Genomic DNA, 15,618 nt, shown 5'->3' with positions numbered 1-15,618 from the left:
CCGGGCACCGGCCTCACGCGGCAGGTAGAACTCCCCTTCCACGCCGCCGCCCTTGCCCGGGCGGACCCGCAGGAACCGCCGCCCGTAATCGGCCCGCTCATCCCGTTCTTCCCCGTCGGGGTCCAGCACCGCCCGCAGATGGCGGCCGGCCTTGGCGACCTCCGCCGCCCCCGCTTTGCCGGCCAGGTCCACCAAGATCGGCTCGGCCAGGCCGGCTTGCTCGTCGGTTAGTCCGGCGACAGCGGCGCAGATGGCTTCCACCACCCCGGCCGCCAGCTCACCCGTGGCGAACTTCTCCCGCACCTTGGGGAGGCGCGGTAGTTCCGCCCCCAACGTGAGCAGGCGGCCCGCACCACCCACCGTCATCCCCCCGGCGGTCCGCAACCAGCAGCGGGTGGAGGCATGGCCGTGCTGCTTGGCCTGCCCCGCACGATGCACCCGCCCGACGCGGTCGGCCAGGGCGCTGGTGATCCGATCGCGGGCGAACAGCAACTCCTCCGCCTCGGCCAGGCACATGTCCACATCGTCGGGAAGCGGGGTCAGCGCCAGCTCTTGGGCCACCTCACGAACCGACCCCACCACCACCCACGACGACCGCACACGACCACGGCCACCCGCATCGGAGGCATCCCCATGGGTGGCACCCGCGTCGGATTCCGCGCTATCGGCAGGCCCACGTGTGGCATTCGCGCCAGCGGCGTTCGCACCGTCAGCATTGCCATGGGTGGCATCCGCGCCAGCGCCGTCCATTCCAACGGCATTCGCGCCGGCGGCATCCCTACGCATGGCGTCTGCGCCGTCGGTATGCGTGCCTGGGCCGTTCGTGGTCTCGGCGCCGGACGCGTCAGCGCGCTGCCGGGGCTCGAAGTTGATGATCGGGAAGGGCTCACGGGCGGATGAACCGTCGGACGACCACAAGGGCGAATTGGCGATCAGACGGTCCCACCAGCCGTCGTCGGGACCATTCGAATGACGAAGGCGCTCAGGATCGATGTCGAACAGATCCATCACACCTCCATCGAGAGATTCGAAAACGTGTATTAATTCTCTCGCGACCTTGGGGCTATTTCAAGATCAACTAGGAATCTCCTGGAATCACAGCTGGGGACCGCAGTGGCCCTGACCACGTGGGCCTTGGCGGTCAGCGGGCTGACGAACAAGCGCTCGGCGATCTCACGCGTACGGGAGGTGCCGGACGTGGTGAAGTAGGCCGCCGCTACGGGCTTTCCAGGAGGAGTTGATCACCGATGCCAGGAGCGACGTCTGTTGATCGGGCCCTTTGGGCTGAGGGCCGCGACACCGGCGCCCTCGGATGTAGCGGGCGACACCGGCACCCTCGGATGTAGCGGGCGCCACCGTCGTTCTCGCCGAGATCGCTGCGACCAACCGCAGGCACGGCTTGGGGTAAGCGGGCGGATGGAACGGGATTCCTGCGGCGAGCGCCAACCTGAACCGTCCCGGCCATCCTCATCTCAGTCAGCCAACCCGAGGTACATCACGGCCTCCACGAAACTCGGCGCGGTTCAACCCTCTCTCGGGTGACGCGTCGATGCCGTAGGAATTCGATGCGGTATGAAACGGCACGGCCAGGTCGGTGGTGCTCGATCAGCCGCGCGGCGCGTACATGATCACCAGTACGCCGACAAGGCAGACGAGCGCGCCGATGACGTCCCAGCGGTCGGGCCGGAACCCGTCGACGAACATGCCCCAGGCCAGGGAACCGGCGACGAAGACGCCGCCGTAGGCCGCCAGGATCCGGCCGAAGTTCGCGTCCGGCTGGAAGGTGGCGACCAGACCGTACAGGCCCAGCGCGATCACGCCACCGCCGATCCAGAGCAGGCCACGCTGCTCGCGTACGCCTTGCCAGACCAGCCATGCTCCGCCGATCTCGGCGAGGGCGGCCAGGACGAAGAGCAGCAGGGAGCGGACGACCGTCATGGCCGGTAGTACAGCGCATGGCGGCGCACGACGGGCCACCGGGGCACCCTGCGCGCCGCGGATCGGGCCACAGATCGAGTCGCAGGTCGGGTCGTAGGTCGGGACGGACCGGGGCGGCAGTCCGGGCTGCGGATCGGGGGCTCGGCATCCGCATCCGCTCCCGCCGTATCAGCTCCCGCCGCATCCGCAGGGGGAGGTCGCGTGGGAGGCGCGTCGGCGGTGCGGCCACCACATGCCCGCCGCGGCGGCGATCAGCACCCCGGCCACGGTCAGCAGCGCCTGCTCGGCGAGCGCGGCACCGGCGCCGGTGAGCGGTCCGGCGCCGATCAGGATCGGCGGCGACCTGCCACCTGTCCGCTGCGCAGGTAGGGGCCGTCGAGATCCTGCCTCACGCCGGCCCCCGCGAAGCGGCAGACCCCTGTACGGCAGGCGCCGGTGCGGCGGACGCGGTGGCGCGTGCCTGGAGGGCGTCCAGCACCTCGGTTTGGGCGAGCGGCACGGCCACCTCCAGCGCGAGGCCGCCGTCGGCGATGGTCAGGGTGAAGGTGAAGAAGGAGCAGCAGCCGGTCTCCCGTGCGGTCAGCTCGGCCGCCCGGGCCGCGTGCTCCGGGCTGAAGGCGAGCTCCAGCCGCAGCAGCTCACGCCCGGGGCGCCGCACCGCTTGGACGGCCTCGGCGAACAGGGCGTCGAACTCGGCCAGCCGCAGTGGCCGCCCGATGGTCGGCAGGGTGCACGCTGAGGGAGCCCATCCCCATTCAGAGGCGATGTCCCGGGTCATGCCTCTGACGGTAAGCCTGTACCTGGGTATCGGTTGCAACCCCTTTCCGCGTGGTCCCACCGTGCGGGCGCGTACGCGGATGCAGGAGCAGCACGGGCCGCCGCACCGGCCGGACGAGGATGACCGCAGGTGTCCCCCCGCCAGGGCTTCGCGCCCTTCCTCGACCCCTACGGCGGCGACGACCAGGGCGGCGATCGGGTCGGCGCAGGACCGGCCGAAGGCGCTGTCGAGGGCGAGCCCGGCGAGCGGCACCGCCGACAGGTAGGTGCACGGCAGGGGCTGCTCGGAGTCGGCGACCGCAGCTCCGGGATCTTCGTCCCGATCGTCATCGCCCTGTCGGTCGCCACCCTGGGGGACTGGCCCGGCATCGGCGAAGGCGTGGCGCCGGCGTTCACCGCCGCGGTCGCGGTGCTGATCATCGCCTGCCCGTGCGCGCTGGAACCGGCCACTTCGCCGGAGGCCCTTCCGCGTCAGGGCGCGCCGGGTTCGGCGACGCCGTGACGGCCTGCGCCGGCGGCGAAGCGGGCCGCGCCGGCCACGCCCTCGCGCTCCACGATCGGTACGCCCGCCGCCCCCTCGGCGCGCAACGCCTCGGCCAGGGGCAGGTCGAGGGCGGCGTACGTGGAGGCCCGGTCGGCCAGGACGCATGCGAAGGGGAACGCCGCGATCTGCCCGGCCAGCTCACGGGCCGCCTCGACCGCCCGGCCCGGCCCGACGACCCGGTTGGCCAGCCCGATCGCGAGGGCTTCCCCGGCGTGCACCGGGCGGCCGGTGAGGATCATGTCGAGGGCGCGTCCGAGACCGACGATCCGCGGCAGCCGGACCGTGCCGCCGTCGATGAGCGGCACCCCCCAGCGGCGGCAGAACACCCCCAGCACCGCGTCGGACTCGACAACGCGCAGGTCGGCCAGCAGCGCCAGCTCCAGACCGCCCGCGACGGCGTATCCGCTGATCGCGGCGATCAGCGGTTTGCTCAGGTGCATCCGGGTCGGCCCCATCGGGCCGCCACCGCCTCCCTCGGGGTCGAGCTCGTTGCGCCGCGCGGGGTCGCCGACCGCGGTCAGATCGGCGCCCGCGCAGAAGGTGCCGCCGCTGCCGGCCAGGATCGCCACCCGCTGGTCCGGGTCGGCCTCGAACTCCTCGAAGGCCGCCCGCAACTCCCCGGCCATGCCCCGGTCGACGGCGTTGCGCCGGTCGGGCCGGTCCATCCAGATCGTGGTGATCGGTCCCTCGACCTCCACCCGTACGTCGCCCATCGCTACTCCCTCCCGCCGAGACCCCAGGCCAGGGGCGCACGCCAGCGATACCGCATGGCGAGGATGCGGAACGCGAAGGCGACCACCGCCGAGGACAGGGTGGCGGTGAACCCCCGGACGTCCAGCGCGTACAGCACGGCCATCATCGTGGAGCCGAGCATGGCAGGCACGGCGTAGAGCTCCCGGTCGTAGAGCAGGGTCGGCTTCTCGCCGGACAGGACGTCCCTGAGGACGCCGCCGCCGACCGCCGTGCAGACTCCGAGGAACACGGCGTGCATCGGCGCGAGGCCGTAATACAGCGCCTTGGACGTCCCGACCGCGCAGAACAGGCCGAGGCCCGCCGCGTCGAAGACCAGCACCCCGGGCATGGCCCGTTCGACCTGGCGATGCCAGAAGAACGCGATGACGGCGGCGGCGATCGGCACGAGGAGATAGGCCGTGTCGCGCAGCGCGGCGGGCTGCACGCCGATGAACAGGTCGCGCACGATGCCGCCGCCGACGGCCGTGAAGAACGCGAGCACCGCGATGCCGACCGCATCGAACCGCTTGCGTACGCCCTCCAGCGCGCCGGACAGGGCGAATACGAAAATTCCGGCGAGGTCGAGCACGGGGGTCACAGCCGCTCAGTCTTCCATAAACAGGGTAAAACCCCTGGCCTGCGCCTTGGTTCGGTGTGAAGCGGGGCGGGGTAGCGTCGGGAATATGCCGCAGGACGGGCAGCGGGGGAGGTAGGTGAACGGGTGCCCTGACACCGGGCGCATCTGGGGCGGTCTGGTGCGTGATCACCATCTGACGCCCCTGGAAGACCTGGCGTCATTCGTCATCGAGCACGTCAGGCCGCTCGGCTTCAGCGAGGTCATGATCTACGTCGCCAGCCTGCGGGCGCTGTATCTCGTGCCGCTGCCGGGGCAGAGCGACGCGTACGGCGAGCCCCTGAACCGCCTCGCCATCGACACGACCCTGGCGGGCCGTGCCTTCCGCGACCTGGAGATCGTCCAGGCGCGTCCCGCGGTCGACCCGTACGCCGCCGAGACCGCGGAACCCCTCGGCAGCGAGGCGCCGCGGCGGCTGTGGGTGCCGATGCTGAACGGCACGGAACGGGTCGGGGTGCTCGGCGTGACCGTGCCCGTGGTCGACGCGGCCACCGAGCGGATCCTGACCGAGCTGGGCGGCCTGGTCGCGCTGCTCGTGGTGAGCAAGCGGGCCTACAGCGACGCGTTCGCCCGGCTGGTGCGCACCGAGGAGATGCACCTGTCGGCCGAGATGCTGTGGACGCTGCTGCCCGTCAAGAGCTTCGCGACCGAGACGATGACGGTGAGCGCGGCGCTGGAGCCGGCCTACCGCGTCGGCGGGGACGCCTTCGACTACGCCCTCGACGGCACCACCCTCCACCTGGGGATCTTCGACGCCATGGGGCACGACACCTCCGCCGGGCTGACCGCGGCCATCGCCCTGAGCGCCTACCGCAACAACCGCCGCAGGCGCCGGGCCGGGCTGCTCGACGTCAGCGACGCGATCGACGAGGCGATCGCCGGGGAGTTCGGCGCTTCACGTTTCGCCACCGCGGTGCTGGCCGACCTGGATCTGCGCACCGGATGGCTGACCTGGGTGAACCGGGGGCATCCGCCACCGCTCGTGCTGCGGCGGGGGCGGTTGGCCTGCGTGCTGGACACCCCGCCGGACACCCCGATGGGCCTGCGCCTGGGCCCGGCCTCCGTGCTCGCGCGCCGCCAGCTGGAGCCCGGCGACCGGCTGCTGTTCTACACGGACGGCATCATCGAGGCGCAGACCCCGGACGGGGAGCGGTTCGGGCTGGAGCGCTTCGCCGACTTCGTCATCCGGCGCGAGTTCGACGGCGTCGCCGCCCCGGAGTCGCTACGCCGCCTGATCCACTCGATCCTCGTCTACCAGCGCGGCCGGCTGCAGGACGACGCCACGGTGCTGCTGGCCGAGTGGCGCACCGGGCGGGAGCGCCGGCACACGATGTGAGCCGCATGCACGGCAGGCCGGCGTGCGGGCTCAGGCGCGGGCGAGCAGCTCCAGCGTGTCGACGACCCGGTTGGAGAAGCCCCACTCGTTGTCGTACCAGGCCACGACCTTGACGTGCCTGCCCTCGACGCGGGTCAGGGCGGCATCGAAGATCGCCGACGCGGGCTGCCCGGTGATGTCGCTGGAGACCAGCGGCTCGTCCGCGTAGTCGAGGATGCCCTTCAGCCTGCCGTCGGCGGCGGCGCGGTAGGCCGCGAGCACCTCGTCGCGGGCAACCTCCCGTGAGACGGCGGTGTTCAGCTCCACGATCGAGCCCACCGGCACCGGCACCCGGATCGAGTCGCCCGAGAGCTTGCCGTCGAGGTTCGGCAGCACCAGGCCGATGGCCTTGGCGGCCCCCGTGGTGGTGGGCACGATGTTCACACCTGCCGCGCGGGCACGGCGCAGGTCGCGGTGCGGGCCGTCCTGGAGGTTCTGCTCCTGGGTGTAGGCGTGCACCGTGGTCATGAAGCCGTGCTCGATGCCGGCCAGGTCGTCCAGCACCGACGCCAGCGGAGCCAGCGCGTTCGTGGTGCACGAGGCGTTCGAGACGACCACGTGCCGGGCGGGGTCGTACGCCTCGGTGTTCACGCCGTAGGCGAGGGTGACGTCGGCGCCGTCGGAGGGGGCGCTCACCAGCACGCGCCTGGCGCCGGCGTCGATGTGCGCGCGGGCGGCCTCCGCCTTGGTGAAGCGGCCGGTGGACTCCAGCACGATGTCCACGCCGAACTCCGACCAGGGCAGCTTGGCGGGTTCGCGTTCGGCGAGCACCGCGATGCGGCGGCCGCCGACCACGAGCGCGGCGCCGTCCACCTCGACGGAGCGGCCGAGACGGCCGAGGGCGCTGTCGTACTTCAGCAGGTGCGCGAGGGTCTCGGGGGCGGTGAGGTCGTTGACGGCGACCACTTCGAGGTCGCTGTCACGTTCGATCAGGGCGCGGAGGGTGTTGCGTCCGATGCGGCCGAATCCGTTGACGGCGATGCGAGTCATGGGCGTTCCTTTCCTTCCGCGCTCCATGATCGGCACCCGGACGCCGCGCCGACAGTGGCTCGAAAGACATCGTACGCAAGGATCAAGCCAGAAGTTTCGCCACCGTCCGCAAGGATCTCGCCACCGCCGTCCGGGCGTCAGGCGGAGAAGGTGTGGCGATACTCGGTGGGGGAGGTGCCGAGGATGCGCTGGAAGTGCAGGCGCAGGTTGGCGCCGGTGCCGAGCCCGACCCGGTCGGCGATCTGCTCCACACCCAAATCGGTGCGTTCGAGCAGCTCGCGTGCCAGATCCACCCGTGCCCGCAGCACCCACTGCATCGGCGTGTAGCCGGTGTCCTCCACGAACCGCCGGGAGAAGGTGCGCGGCGACACCCGCGCGTGCCGGGCGAGGGTCTCCAGGGTCAGCCGTTCCGACAGGTGTGCCAGGGCCCACTCGCGCGTGTTCGCGAAAAGGTCGCCGAGCGGCTCGGGGACGCTGCGGGGCACGTACTGCGCCTGGCCTCCGCTGCGGTAGGGCGCCGCCACCAGCCGTCTCGCCACGTGGTTGGACAGCCCGACGCCGTGGTCGCGCCGCACCAGGTGGAGGCACAGGTCGATGCCGGACGCCGCGCCCGCCGACGTCAGCACGTCGCCCTCGTCCACGAACAGCACGTTCTCGTCCACCCGTACGAGCGGATGCCGGGCGGCGAGGGCCTTGGTGTAGTGCCAGTGGGTCGTCGCCCGCTTGCCGTCGAGCAGGCCCGTCGCCGCCAGCGCGAACGCCCCCGTCGAGATGGCCGCGAGCCGGGTGCCGCGCTCGTGGGCGGCCATGAGCGCGCCGACGACCGCGGCCGGCGGTTCCGTGGGCGCGGGCTCCCGGTAGCCGGGGATGAAGATCGTGTCGGCCTCCTCGAAGGCGCCGAGGCCCTCGGCCACGTGATAGGAGAGGCCGTCGCCGCCGGTCACCAGCCCGGGCGCGGGGCCGCACACCCGCACCTCGTACGGCATGCTCGGCCGGTTGGAGAACACCTGCGCCGGGATGCCGACGTCGAGCGGTTTCGCGCCCTCCAGCACGAGCACGGCGATGCGATGGTTTCTCGGGCTCATCGGCCTCCTCCGGCTCCCCCCGCGATCCGGCGGGCGCCGCCTCCGCACCGTGACCGCAATGACCACTATCGCAATCATCCTGCCACCGGCCCATCCCAGCCGTTGACAAAGCATGCTTTTCCTACATAGTTAGTAGGTAAAGCCGCCCCCCGGGAGGTATGCGACCCCGTGAAATTCCTCGCCATCACCCTCATCGCGCACGGGCCAGACCCGCTGACCGGCGAGACCAAATCCACCACCGAACGGTTCCGCGACGTCGTGGACGGCGCCGTGCTCGCCGAGGAGCTGGGCTTCGACGGCTTCGGGGTGGGAGAGCGGCACGAGCGGCCCTTCATCTCCTCGTCGCCGCCGGTCGTGCTCAGCCACATCGCCGCCCTGACCTCTCGCATCCGGCTGTTCACCGCGGTCACCACGCTCAGCCTGCTCGACCCCGTGCGGGCGTACGAGGACTACGCGACGCTCGATCACCTGTCGGGCGGCCGGCTGGAGCTGATGATCGGCAAGGGGAACGGGTCGGCCCAGGCGCGGCTCTTCCACGTCACCCCCGAAGACCAGTGGGACCGCAACCGGGAGGCGTACGAACTGTTCCGCAGGCTCTGGCGGGAGGACAAGGTCACCTGGGAGGGCCGGTTCCGGCCGTCCCTCACGGACGCGGAGACGTGGCCGCGCCCCCTGCAGCGGCCGATCCGGGTCTGGCACGGCAGCGCCACCAGCAAGGACTCGGTCGAGCTGGCCGCCCGCTATGGCGACCCGCTGTTCTCGGCGAACGTCACCAACCCCATCGAGCCGTACGCCGAGCTGGTCGACCACTACCGCGAACGATGGGCGCACTACGGGCACGACCCGGCCGACGCGCTGGTGGGCGCGGGCAGCGCCGGCTTCTACACGGCACGCACCTCCCAGGAGGCGATCGCCACCTATCGCCCGATCTACGACGCCCGGGTCGCGCTGTTCCGCAAAGCGGGCGTGGAACCGGTCTTCCACTCGCTGGAGGACGCCATCGAGCGCGGCTCGATCCTCGTGGGCAGCCCCCAGCAGATCATCGACAAGGTCCTGCGCTATCACGCGCGGCTCGGCCACGAGGTCATGCACATCAGCGCGGACGGCGACGGCCTGACCCGGGCGCAGCACCGGGAGGCCCTTGAGCTGTTCCAGAGCGACATCGCCCCCGTGCTGCGCAAGGAGATCCCGAGCCGGCCGTTCCCCGAGAACACCCCCCTCACGAGCACCCTCACGAGCACCGGAGCGCCGGCATGACCGTCCCCAAGCAGACAGCACAGTCGAACACGGTGCGGCCGGTTCCCCTGTCGATCCTCGACCTGGCCCCGATCCCGTCCGGCAGCGGCGCGGGAGACGCGTTGCGCAACAGCATCGACCTCGCCCGCCACGCCGAGCGGCTCGGGTATCTCCGCTACTGGGTGGCCGAGCACCACTTCGCGGCCGGTGTCGCGAGCTCGGCCCCGGCGGTGCTCATCGGCCTCATCGCGGCCGCGACGAACCACATCAGGGTGGGTTCGGGCGCGGTGCAGCTCGGCCACCAGACGCCCATCGCGGTGGTCGAGCAGTTCGGCCTCATCGACGCGCTCCATCCCGGCCGGATCGACCTCGGGCTCGGCCGTTCCGGGCAGCGCAGGGCCGAGGTCGTGGCCGCCCAGGCCCGTCAGGCACCCGCCCCGGCCGCGGCGCCGCGTGAGTCGCGGGTGGTGGACGGGCTGCTGATCCCGCCCGCGTTCTCCTTCGCCGAGCTGGCCCGCCTGCCGCAGCTCGCCGTCCAGGCCGCGCTGCTGCAACAGCCGGGCGCGCGGACCCCCGACTTCGCCGAGCAGGTCGAAGAGATCGTCGCCTTCCTCGAGGGCACCTACCGGTCGCCCGACGGGATCGCGGTGCACGCGGTGCCGGGCGAGGGCGCCGAAGTGGAGCTGTGGATCCTCGGCAGCAGCGGCGGGCAGAGCGCGAAGGTGGCGGGGGAGCGCGGGCTTCCGTTCGCCGCCAACTATCACGTCAGCCCAGCGTCGGTGCTGGAGGCCGTGGAGGCCTACCGGGAGGCGTTCACGCCGTCCAAGGTGCTGTCCGAGCCGTACGTCGTCGTCTCCGCGGACGTGGTCGTGGCCGAGGACGACGCGACGGCCAGGGAACTGGCCAAGCCGTACGGCCTGTGGGTGCGCGCCATCCGCACAGGCCAGGGGGCGATCCCCTACCCGACGCCCGAGGAGGCGGACGCGCACGTCTGGAGCGAGGCCGACCGGGAGCTCGTGGCCGACCGGGTGGACACCCAGTTCGCGGGCTCGCCGGAGACGGTCGTCGAACGGCTGCGCGTGCTCCAGCGGGTCACGGGCGCGGACGAGCTGCTGGTCACCACGATCACGCACGAACACGCCGACCGGGTGCGCTCCTACGAGCTGCTCGCGGAGGCATGGCAGACCGGCACGGCAGGAGGAGCACTGTGAAGGCCATCAGGGGCGTGCTGCCCTTCATCCTCGTCGCGGCCCTGGCCGCGTGCGGTTCCCAGACGCCGTCCGAGCAGACCGGCGGCGGCACCTCTCTCACGTGGGCCGTCGAGACCGAGCCCATCACGTTCAACCCCCACCTGTGGGCGCAGAACAAGGCCAGGCTGCTGGTGTTCAACCAGTTCGACGCGCTCCTCGCGCGCGGCGAGGACGGGTCGTTCGTCCCCTGGCTCGCCACGTCGTGGAGGGTCTCGGACGACGGCCGCACCTACACGCTGGAGCTGCGCGACGACGTCACCTTCCAGGACGGCACGAAGTTCGACGCGGCGGCGGTGAAGGCCAACCTCGACAAGCTGCGCGAGCCCGGCTACAACCCGGCGGTCGCCGCCATCCAGCTGCACGCCTTCGACAAGGCCGAGGTGGTCTCGCCCACCACCCTGAAGATCACGCTGAAGGAGCGGGACGGGCTGTTCCTCGACTTCCTCGCCTCGCCGTACGCGGGGCAGGTGTCCCCGAAGTCCCTCAAGGAGGCCAAGGACCTGAAGGCCGGCGGGCCGGACGTGGTCGGGACCGGCCCGTTCGTCCTCGACCGCTATGTGCGGGGCCAGGAGGTCCACTACACGCGCAACCCCCGCTACAACTGGCCGCCGCAGGGCAGCGCCCACCAGGGACCGGCGTACCTGCCGGAGGTCACCTACCGCTTCCTGCCACAGGCGGCCGTCCGCATCGGCGCGCTCACCTCCGGGCAGGTTCAGGTCATCGAGGGCGTCCCGGCCACCGACATCCAGACGGTCAAGAGCGATCCCTCGCTGTCCTTCCAGTCGGCGCTCAACTCCGGCACGGCGTTCTCCTACTACTTCAACACCTCCCACCCGCCCTTCGACGACAAGCGCGTGCGGCAGGCGTTCCGGGAGGCCGTCGACCTCGACACCGTGCTGGCGTCCGTCTACCAGGGCACCGCCAAGCGGGCCTGGAGCGTCGTCGCCGACACCAGCCCGTTCTACGACCCGTCGCTGGAGAAGACGTACGGCGGGGACGCCGCCAAGGCGAACGCGCTGCTCGACGCGGCGGGCTGGACCCAGCGCGACGCCGAGGGCTACCGGACCAAGGACGGCAAGCGGCTGACGGTCCGCTCGGTGGCCGCGGCGCCGTACGTCCGCGACCGCAGGGACATCCTGGCCCAGGCCATCCAGGCGCAGGTCAAGCAGACGGCGGGCATCGACTTCCAGGTGAAGATCGTGGACCAGGGCACGGCGCAGAAGGCGTACGACGACGACGCGTACGAGATCTTCGAGAACTCGCGCGGCGACTCCGACGCCGGGGCCGCGCTCAACCTCATCCTGCCGAGGGGCGGGGCCATCAACCGCACCCACTACGAGGACGCCACCCTCGACAAGTGGCTCGCCGGCGCGTCGGCGAGCTCCGACCCCGCCGAGCGGAAGGCCCTGTACGCGAAGGTCCAGCGCAAGGTGGTGGCCGACGAGGCGGTCGTCTTCCCCATCTACGTCCCCTCCGACCAGATCGCGGCGAGCAAGAACGTGCAGGGCCTCGGCTTCGACCCCGTTTCGGGCACGCCGCGCGGCGTCTACGACGTGCGGATCGCCGCATGACTGCGACGCTGCCGGCCCGGCGGCCCCCGGCGCGGCCGCGGCTTCCGGACCTGCGGGTGCCCGCCTGGCTGGGCACGCCGGTGCGCAGGCTCGTCTCGGCCGTGGCCGTGCTGTGGGCGGCGGCCACGACCGCGTACGTCGCCCTGCTGCTGGCGCCCGGCGACACCGTCGACATCCTCGTTGGCGACGGCGCCGACACGCCGGAGATCCGGGCGCAGATCATCGCCGAGTGGGGGCTGGACCGGCCCGAGGCAGTGCGCTACCTGAGCTATCTCGGCCGGCTGCTGCACGGCGACCTCGGCCGCTCCTACCAGTTGCAGCGCGACGTCAGCGAAATCCTGGCCGGGCAGGTGGGCCCGACCGTGCGGCTGACCCTGGCGGCCGCCGTGGTCGGCGTCGTGCTGGCGCTCGTCGTGGCGGTCGCGACGGCGGGCAGGTCGGTCTGGCCGCGCCGGATCGTCTCCGCCGCCGAGCTGGTGGCGGTGTCGGTGCCGCAGTTCGTGATCGGTATCGTGCTGCTTTTCGTGTTCTCGTTCTCGCTCGGCTGGTTTCCCGTCTCGGGCGCGGCCGACCCGCAGGCGCTCGTCCTGCCCGCGCTGGCGCTCGGCCTGCCCGTCGCCGGCGTGCTCGGGCAGGTGCTCAGGGAGGGCCTGGAACGCGCCCTGGAGCAGCCGTTCGCGGTGACGGCGCGCTCGCGCGGCCTCAGCGAGCGTGCCGTGGTGGCCCGGCACGCGCTGCGGCACGCGTTGCTGCCCGCCGTCACCCTCACCGGCTGGTTCACCGGTGTCCTGCTCGGCGGGGCCGTCATCACCGAGGCGCTCTTCGGCCGCCCGGGGCTCGGCCGGGTGACCATGCAGGCCGTCACCGGCAAGGACATGCCGGTCGTGATGGCCGTCGTCATCCTGTCGGCGGCGGTCTACGTGACGATCAGCGCCCTGCTCGACCTCGCCTACCGGCTCATCGACCCCCGGCTCAGGAGCGCGTGATGGCCGTCGCCGCCCCCGTCGTCCGATCCGCCGCCCGGCCCGGCGCCCGCGTGCGTCCCGGCCTCGTCGTCGCGTTGCTCGTCCTGGCCGCCCTGGTCGTGGCCGTGGCGGCCCCGGGCCTGGTCACCCGGGTCGACCCGCTGGCGGCCGACCCGCTGCGGGCGCTGGCCCCGCCCGGCGCGGGCCATCCGCTCGGCACCGACCACCTCGGGCGGGACGTGTTCGCCCGCGTCGTCTACGGCGCCCGCCACTCGCTCGGCATCGGGGCCCTCGCGACCGCGCTCGCGGTGGGCGCGGGCTCGCTGCTCGGCCTGGCCGCCGGGCTGGCGGCCCGCCTCGCCGGCGAGGCGCTGGCCCGCCTGTTCGACGTGCTGTCGACCTTCCCCGAGCTGCTGCTCGCGCTCCTCGTGATCGCCATCACGGGCCCCGGCACCTGGAACGTCGTCGCCGCCATCGGGATCGCCCAGATCCCCACGTACGCGCGTGTCGTGCGGGCGCAGACGTTCGTCGTGCGCCGCTCCGGCTACGTCGAGCAGGCGGTGACGTTCGGCCACTCGCGGCTCCGCGTGATCGTGCGGCACGTGCTGCCCAACGTCGTCGGGCCCGTCCCCGTGCTGGCCACGATCGGGCTCGGTCAGGCCGTCATCGCCACATCCGGCCTCAGCTTCCTCGGCATGGGACCCCAGCCGCCCGCCCCGGAGTGGGGCACCATGCTGGCCGAGTCGCGGGACTACCTGCGGGTCGCCTCGTGGGTGGCCTTCTCCCCGGGGGTGGCCCTCACCCTGTCGGTCGTGTGCCTGACCGTGGCCGGGCGGCATCTTCAGCGGCGTTTCGAGGGAAGGACACCATGACAGAGCTCGCGGTCACCCGCGCCCATCCCGCCGCCGGCGCCGCGCCGCTGGTCGCGGTGGAGGACCTGCGGGTCTCGTTCCCCGCCTCCGGCGTCGAGGCCGTACGCGGGGTGTCGCTGTCGATCGCGCCGGGGGAGTGCGTCGCCCTGGTCGGCGAGTCGGGGTCGGGCAAGAGCGTGACCGCCCGCTCGCTCATCGGCCTGGCGGGCCCGGGCGCGACGGTGCGGGCGTCGGCGTTCCGCGTCGGCGGCGGGGACGCCCTGACCTTCGGCCCGCGCGAGTGGCGCCGCCTGCGCGGCAGGTTCGCCGGGCTGGTCCTGCAGGACGCCCTCGTCTCGCTCGACCCGCTGCGCACCGTGGGGGCCGAGATCACCGAGGTGCTGGCCGAGCACGACGTGGTGCCCCGCCGGGCCCGGCCGGAGCGCGTACGGGAGCTGCTGGCGGCCGTGGGCATACCGGACCCGGAGACCCGCGTGGGGCAGCACCCCCACCAGCTGTCCGGCGGGCTGCGGCAACGGGCGCTGATCGCCTCCGCCATCGCCGCCGAGCCCGAGCTGATCATCGCGGACGAGCCCACGACCGCCCTCGACGTGACCGTGCAGGCCCAGATCCTGCGGCTGCTCGCGGATCGGAAGGCGGCCGGGACGGCGCTGCTGATGATCAGCCACGACCTCGCCGTGGTGGCCACCATGGCCGACCGCGTCCTGGTCATGAAGGACGGCCTGGTGGTCGAGGACGGCCCGGCGCGGGAGGTGCTGACGACTCCGCGGCACGACTACACGCGGGCACTGCTCGCCGCCGTGCCCTCCGCGTCTACCGCGCCGCGCCGGCCGTCCCGCTCCCCGGCCTCCACCCCGTCCCTCACCCCGGCCCCGCGCGATCCCGTGCTCGCCGCCACGGGGCTGTCGGTCGCGTACGGCTCGCGCAAGGCCGTGGACGGCGTCTCCTTCCGCCTGCACGCGGGGGAGACGCTCGGCGTCGTCGGCGAGTCGGGGTCGGGCAAGACGACCCTCGCACGGCTGGCCCTCGGCCTGCTCGCGCCCGACGCGGGCGAGGTGAGCCTGCGGGGAGGCCCGTGGAGCGCCCTGCCCGAGCGGCGGCGGCGCCCTCTCCGTCCCGCGATCCAGGTGATCGCGCAGAACCCGCTCGACTCCTTCGACCCGCGCCACACGGTGGGCCGCCTGGTCACCGACCCGCTGTCGGCGCTGCCGCGCGGCCGGCGCAGGGAACGCGCGGTCGAGCTGCTGGGCCGGGTGGGGCTGCCGCCCGAACTGCTCGGCCGGCGTCCGCGCGAGCTGTCCGGCGGCCAGCGGCAGCGGGTGGCCATCGCCCGCGCGCTCGCGTCCCGGCCCGAGGTGCTGATCTGCGACGAGCCCGTCTCCGCGCTCGACGTGTCCGTGCAGGCCCAGGTGCTCGACCTGCTGGCCGAGATCCAGGCCGAGGACGGGACGGCGCTGCTGTTCATCTCCCACGACCTGGGCGTCGTCCGCCACCTGAGCGACCGGGTCCTGGTGATGAAGGACGGCCGTGTCGTGGAGGAGGGCGACGCCGGCGAGGTCTTCCGTCATCCCCGGCATCCGTACACCCGGGAGCTGCTGGCGGCCGTGCCCCGGCTCCCCGGATGAAGCTGTGCGGGGCGAGCCCGGCCG

The 15,618-nt window shown here is 72.6% G+C and carries 15 protein-coding genes and 1 pseudogene; 9 read left to right on the top strand and 7 right to left on the bottom strand.

The window, feature by feature from the left end:
* Together FLV34_RS24850 and FLV34_RS24845 are read right to left on the bottom strand one after the other, a co-directional pair.
* Positions 1–1,008, bottom strand: a 1,008-nt coding sequence (locus tag FLV34_RS24850) for a DUF222 domain-containing protein (protein ID WP_147944212.1), incomplete at its 3' end; no start/stop codon positions are given.
* Between the two features lie 597 nt (positions 1,009–1,605).
* On the bottom strand, positions 1,606–1,938 hold the full coding sequence (locus FLV34_RS24845) for a YnfA family protein (RefSeq protein ID WP_147944211.1): 333 nt from the start codon (positions 1,936–1,938) through the stop codon (positions 1,606–1,608).
* Positions 1,939–2,139: 201 nt separating this feature from the next.
* On the opposite strand from FLV34_RS24845, the gene FLV34_RS40695 reads away from it, so the two are divergent.
* On the top strand, positions 2,140–2,307 hold the full coding sequence (locus FLV34_RS40695) for a hypothetical protein (protein WP_187280722.1): 168 nt from the start codon (positions 2,140–2,142) through the stop codon (positions 2,305–2,307).
* 19 nt (positions 2,308–2,326) lie between these two features.
* On the opposite strand, the gene FLV34_RS24840 is transcribed toward FLV34_RS40695, so the two are convergent.
* The gene (locus FLV34_RS24840) at positions 2,327–2,716 is read right to left on the bottom strand and encodes a hypothetical protein (protein WP_147944210.1); all 390 of its coding nucleotides are present in this window, start codon (positions 2,714–2,716) and stop codon (positions 2,327–2,329) included.
* Positions 2,717–3,004: 288 nt separating this feature from the next.
* Here FLV34_RS24840 and FLV34_RS42645 point away from each other — a divergent pair.
* A pseudogene (locus FLV34_RS42645) lies at positions 3,005–3,181 on the top strand (hypothetical protein); the annotation flags it as partial.
* Between the two features lie 5 nt (positions 3,182–3,186).
* On the opposite strand, the gene FLV34_RS24830 reads toward FLV34_RS42645, so the two are convergent.
* Positions 3,187–3,972: a crotonase/enoyl-CoA hydratase family protein gene (locus FLV34_RS24830; protein WP_147944208.1), complete on the bottom strand. Its 786-nt coding sequence runs from the start codon at positions 3,970–3,972 to the stop codon at positions 3,187–3,189.
* 2 nt (positions 3,973–3,974) lie between these two features.
* The gene (locus tag FLV34_RS24825) at positions 3,975–4,589 is read right to left on the bottom strand and encodes a trimeric intracellular cation channel family protein (protein ID WP_147944207.1); all 615 of its coding nucleotides are present in this window, start codon (positions 4,587–4,589) and stop codon (positions 3,975–3,977) included.
* A 115-nt stretch (positions 4,590–4,704) separates the two neighbouring features.
* On the opposite strand from FLV34_RS24825, the gene FLV34_RS24820 reads away from it, so the two are divergent.
* Complete coding sequence (locus tag FLV34_RS24820) at positions 4,705–5,961, top strand: PP2C family protein-serine/threonine phosphatase (protein WP_142649730.1); 1,257 nt, start codon at positions 4,705–4,707, stop codon at positions 5,959–5,961.
* 30 nt (positions 5,962–5,991) lie between these two features.
* Here FLV34_RS24820 and gap read toward each other — a convergent pair whose 3' ends face one another.
* Both gap and FLV34_RS24810 read right to left on the bottom strand, forming a co-directional pair.
* On the bottom strand, positions 5,992–6,990 hold the full coding sequence (gene gap, locus FLV34_RS24815) for a type I glyceraldehyde-3-phosphate dehydrogenase (protein WP_142649729.1): 999 nt from the start codon (positions 6,988–6,990) through the stop codon (positions 5,992–5,994).
* 137 nt (positions 6,991–7,127) lie between these two features.
* On the bottom strand, positions 7,128–8,075 hold the full coding sequence (locus FLV34_RS24810; RefSeq protein ID WP_147944206.1) for a GlxA family transcriptional regulator: 948 nt from the start codon (positions 8,073–8,075) through the stop codon (positions 7,128–7,130).
* 168 nt (positions 8,076–8,243) lie between these two features.
* On the opposite strand from FLV34_RS24810, the gene FLV34_RS24805 reads away from it, so the two are divergent.
* The 6 genes from FLV34_RS24805 to FLV34_RS24780 are packed head-to-tail and all read left to right on the top strand — an operon-like array spanning position 8,244 to position 15,594.
* Complete coding sequence (locus tag FLV34_RS24805) at positions 8,244–9,332, top strand: LLM class flavin-dependent oxidoreductase (protein ID WP_147944205.1); 1,089 nt, start codon at positions 8,244–8,246, stop codon at positions 9,330–9,332.
* A complete protein-coding gene (locus tag FLV34_RS24800) occupies positions 9,329–10,522 on the top strand; it encodes an LLM class flavin-dependent oxidoreductase (protein WP_142649726.1) in 1,194 nt (397 codons plus the stop codon). The genes FLV34_RS24805 and FLV34_RS24800 overlap by 4 nt, the downstream gene beginning before the upstream one ends.
* A complete protein-coding gene (locus tag FLV34_RS24795; RefSeq protein ID WP_261985887.1) occupies positions 10,519–12,132 on the top strand; it encodes an ABC transporter substrate-binding protein in 1,614 nt (537 codons plus the stop codon). The genes FLV34_RS24800 and FLV34_RS24795 overlap by 4 nt, the downstream gene beginning before the upstream one ends.
* On the top strand, positions 12,129–13,118 hold the full coding sequence (locus tag FLV34_RS24790; protein WP_142649724.1) for an ABC transporter permease: 990 nt from the start codon (positions 12,129–12,131) through the stop codon (positions 13,116–13,118). Before FLV34_RS24795 ends, FLV34_RS24790 begins: the two co-directional genes overlap by 4 nt.
* Positions 13,118–13,969 (top strand): ABC transporter permease, encoded by an 852-nt coding sequence (locus FLV34_RS24785; protein WP_142649723.1) that lies wholly within the window; start codon positions 13,118–13,120, stop codon positions 13,967–13,969. Before FLV34_RS24790 ends, FLV34_RS24785 begins: the two co-directional genes overlap by 1 nt.
* A complete protein-coding gene (locus tag FLV34_RS24780; RefSeq protein WP_142649722.1) occupies positions 13,966–15,594 on the top strand; it encodes an ABC transporter ATP-binding protein in 1,629 nt (542 codons plus the stop codon). Before FLV34_RS24785 ends, FLV34_RS24780 begins: the two co-directional genes overlap by 4 nt.
* Positions 15,595–15,618: the final 24 nt, after the last annotated feature.

Origin of the sequence: Microbispora sp. CSR-4, from assembly GCF_008033685.1 — a bacterium.
Taxonomy (GTDB): Bacteria; Actinomycetota; Actinomycetes; order Streptosporangiales; family Streptosporangiaceae; genus Microbispora.
This window is presented reverse-complemented; position numbering and strand designations above follow the sequence as displayed.

Coding starts and splice junctions, on each gene's coding strand:
- FLV34_RS24840 (WP_147944210.1), bottom strand. CDS start 2,716: ATGACCCGGGACATCGCCTCTGAATGGGGATGGGCTCCCTCAGCGTGC.
- FLV34_RS24810 (WP_147944206.1), bottom strand. CDS start 8,075: ATGAGCCCGAGAAACCATCGCATCGCCGTGCTCGTGCTGGAGGGCGCG.
- FLV34_RS24845 (WP_147944211.1), bottom strand. CDS start 1,938: ATGACGGTCGTCCGCTCCCTGCTGCTCTTCGTCCTGGCCGCCCTCGCC.
- FLV34_RS24785 (WP_142649723.1), top strand. CDS start 13,118: ATGGCCGTCGCCGCCCCCGTCGTCCGATCCGCCGCCCGGCCCGGCGCC.
- FLV34_RS24800 (WP_142649726.1), top strand. CDS start 9,329: ATGACCGTCCCCAAGCAGACAGCACAGTCGAACACGGTGCGGCCGGTT.
- FLV34_RS24780 (WP_142649722.1), top strand. CDS start 13,966: ATGACAGAGCTCGCGGTCACCCGCGCCCATCCCGCCGCCGGCGCCGCG.
- FLV34_RS24790 (WP_142649724.1), top strand. CDS start 12,129: ATGACTGCGACGCTGCCGGCCCGGCGGCCCCCGGCGCGGCCGCGGCTT.
- FLV34_RS24830 (WP_147944208.1), bottom strand. CDS start 3,972: ATGGGCGACGTACGGGTGGAGGTCGAGGGACCGATCACCACGATCTGG.
- gap (WP_142649729.1), bottom strand. CDS start 6,990: ATGACTCGCATCGCCGTCAACGGATTCGGCCGCATCGGACGCAACACC.